At 33.4% G+C, this 3200-nt stretch carries 3 protein-coding genes; all 3 read right to left on the reverse strand.

Features of this window, described 5'->3' with window-relative positions; genetic code table 11:
- Nucleotides 1-182: 182 nt before the first annotated feature.
- The 3 genes from CALSC_RS11815 to CALSC_RS11825 all read right to left on the reverse strand — a co-directional run bounded on the left by CALSC_RS11815 (nucleotide 183) and on the right by CALSC_RS11825 (nucleotide 3059).
- Nucleotides 183-656 carry a DUF2141 domain-containing protein gene (locus CALSC_RS11815; RefSeq protein WP_088241549.1) on the reverse strand — a complete coding sequence of 158 codons (474 nt, stop codon included), beginning with the start codon at nucleotides 654-656 and terminating at the stop codon, nucleotides 183-185.
- 69 nt (nucleotides 657-725) lie between these two features.
- Entirely contained in the window at nucleotides 726-1724 is a 999-nt protein-coding gene (locus CALSC_RS11820; RefSeq protein WP_088241550.1) for a glycosyltransferase family 2 protein, read from the reverse strand.
- A 330-nt stretch (nucleotides 1725-2054) separates the two neighbouring features.
- Complete coding sequence (locus tag CALSC_RS11825; RefSeq protein WP_088241551.1) at nucleotides 2055-3059, reverse strand: NAD-dependent epimerase/dehydratase family protein; 1005 nt, start codon at nucleotides 3057-3059, stop codon at nucleotides 2055-2057.
- Nucleotides 3060-3200 lie beyond the last annotated feature (141 nt).

Below are 3200 nucleotides of genomic sequence, written 5' to 3' on the forward strand. Positions count from 1 at the left end.
TACTTAGTTCTTTTTGTCACAACTTTAAAATAGAGGAATCGATGAATAACTAGCTATTAGAAGTCAAGATTAAAGAAGAAAGACTCAAAATTATTTTTATTTTAATTTAACTATAAACCAGTATATATCTGTAGAGATTTTGGATCATCTCTACAGATGGAATTAAAAGATACTACGAGTGATTAAGTATCAAGTTTATATTTCATGGAAATATAAATAGTCTTGTTACTGTTGAATCTAAAACTGGCATCACGGAATTTAGGCGTACCAGTCTTGATTGATACTTTAGGATTATTGGAAATACCAAACCCTTCTTTGGGAATACCAAAAAAATCTCTGTTGAGTTTGCGATCGCCATTTTGGTCATCAACGATAGCTACTGCATAATTTCCATGCTTTAAACCAGTAAATTGCTGTTTAATAGAATTACCTATGATTTGAGTACAAGCACTTTTAACCACATTTTTAGTATTCAAAGGAAATCCTTTTTGCTGGGAGTATAAGCCAATACAGACTTCACCTTTTTGGTTTTGAATCCCATTTACTACTACGGTTAAGGTAGAAGTTGGTTCCATACTAGTAGCTTTTGTTAAGCCTAAGCTGACAAGACTAGCTAGGACTAAATAAGTAAGTTGAGAGACTGTTAAGTTTCGCATTATCTAATTATTCCCAATAAATATTTTGCTGAAAAAATCCAGTAATTCAATAATTGTTCCCCAAACTTATTAAGGCTCTGAAATTTGGGAATTAGTTTTTTGCATAGTTTGAGAATTAGTATATTGATTCCACAAAATTTTAGCTGCTGTGACAAAATCTTTACATAATAGAGATTCTGTACCTTGAAACTGTCTAATCAAACTGATATGGCAACACAAACGCTGATAAAAGCTCATTTTTACTAGCCATGCTGAACGTAAATACTCCCAAAAAATTCGCCAATGTTGAAATAGCAGTTTACTATCATCGTTAGATGAGTCAAACCATTGAGCGTAGCCATATAAATCAGGCAACATATTCACTGAATAGTTATTATTATCATTAGCAAATGACATATAGTCTGGGAATAAGATGCTCAATGATTGTTTGCCATGACTGCGAGAAAAGAATAAATATTCTGGTATCTCATAAAATCTGCCATGTAGAGCTAATCTTAATAAGAAAATTGCATCTGCTGCGCCATAACCACCCATCAAAGGAGTTACTTTTAAAGCACTAGAGCGAATCAAACCAAAAACAGGATAACAGAGATGTTTGGCAAGTAAATCATGAAATCTCACCTGGATTTTGGGTGAATCTGTGCGGAGATGGACATTGTAATTTCTCAAAAAATTACCATTCTCATCAATGAAAGATATCAAAGAGTGACATAGGATAATATCAGGATTTCCATCGAGTATATTTACACATTGACTGAGAAAATTTGGGGCAATTACATCATCATGAGCTGCCCATTTAAAATATTCTCCCTTAGACAACTCAAAAGTCCGATTATAGTTAGGAGAACCACCAAGATTTTTCTCATTTTTATAGTATGTGATCCGGGAATCTTTTGACATGTACTCTCGACAAATTGCCTCAGTACTATCAGTAGAAGCATTATCGCAAATAATTAATTCAAAATCTGTAAAAGTCTGAGCAAGAATCGAATCTAGAGCTGCACGGATAAAATTTTCACCATTATATACAGGCAGACCAATACTTACCTTTGGGTGTTCTTTGCTCATAATATTAATTATCTACTATAGTTATTCTGTGGCTAATAACGAAATTAGGACTTACGCAACTGGAATATTTTTTCTGTAGGGGAGACAAAATGCAATGTAGATTTTCTGACCGCATTATTGCCATTGCGTGATGCTGCAAAAATATTTAAATGTGGCAATGAGACTTATAGATTCACGCACCAATCATCGATTTTGATACATAGCTTTAGTCTTAGAAATGAAAAAGAAAAAATCTATGAACAGTTAAGTAAAGCCATTTTTTCTCTTGCTTAGAAAAAATAGTAGATGCAATTATATACAGTCTGAAAACTTACTGGAATGACTACTAATTTAGTCCATCAGCTTTTTTAAATCTGTTTGCTGCAACCATTGTTTAGTAATTTGTAATCCTTCTTCTAGATTAATTGTCGGTTCATAATTTAATAGATTACGTGCCTTGTCAATGGAATAAGCATAGGGACGAGACATAAAATCTACTGCTTCAGGGAAAATATCTGTAGGTTTACGAAATAATTTTTGACCTTGGTTACGTAATTTGAGGAATAATTTTAATTCATCTTTAGGTAAAGAAAAAGGTGCTGGTAAACCTGTAATTTCAGCTAAGGAATTAAAGTAATCCTTCCAGGAGGTTTCTTGCCCATCGGTAATATTAAAAATTTCTCCATGAGGCTGTTTTTCAAAAGCTAGAAAAATTGCATCAATGAGATTATCAATATAACAATGATTGATCACACCTGCCCCATCATTAGCATAGGCAAATAACTTCTGATGCATCATCATTATTGGTCTTATAGTCCAGGAAATACTCCCTGGTCCATAAACATCCCCTGCTCTAATAATAATGACACCAAAATCCGATGGAGAATTAATTTCTAATAGAGCTTTTTCTGCCTCGATTTTGGTTTCACAATAAGGGTTATTTTCTCCAGCCAGTACCCCATCTTCTGCAATTCCATCAGTATAGTTAAAGCCATATACTAAAGCACTAGAAATATGGACAAATGTTTTCACACCAGCATTTTTAGCAGCCTTAGCTATATTAATAGTACCAGTGACATTTACGTCACGAAATTGCTTAATTTCACCACCTTCTTTCGCCAGTTCATTGGCATGTAAAACAATATCTACTCCTTGACACACTTTTTCGGCAATAGCTGGATCTGTAATATTACCAACAATTACCTTAGCACCCAAGTTTTGTGCTTTTTTTGCTTGCTCTTTATCACTATCTAGTCCGTAAACTTTTATCCCCTGAGTAATAGCTTTTTCGGTAGTGCGTAAACCAAGAAAGTTACCAATACCAGTAATGAGGATAGTTTTATTGTTGAGGTTCATGTTGTTAGTTGATATAGATGTAGTAAATGAGGGAAAAACATCTAAATTTCCCCTATTTATAGGCAAATATTTGTGTTTATCTCAAACTTGAGATAATCTTTTTTTGCAAGTATTTTTCTAGGTTCATGCAATAATTTTGGA

The sequence above is a fragment of the Calothrix rhizosoleniae SC01 genome (genome assembly GCF_900185595.1).
Taxonomy (GTDB): Bacteria; Cyanobacteriota; Cyanobacteriia; order Cyanobacteriales; family Nostocaceae; genus Calothrix_A; species Calothrix_A rhizosoleniae.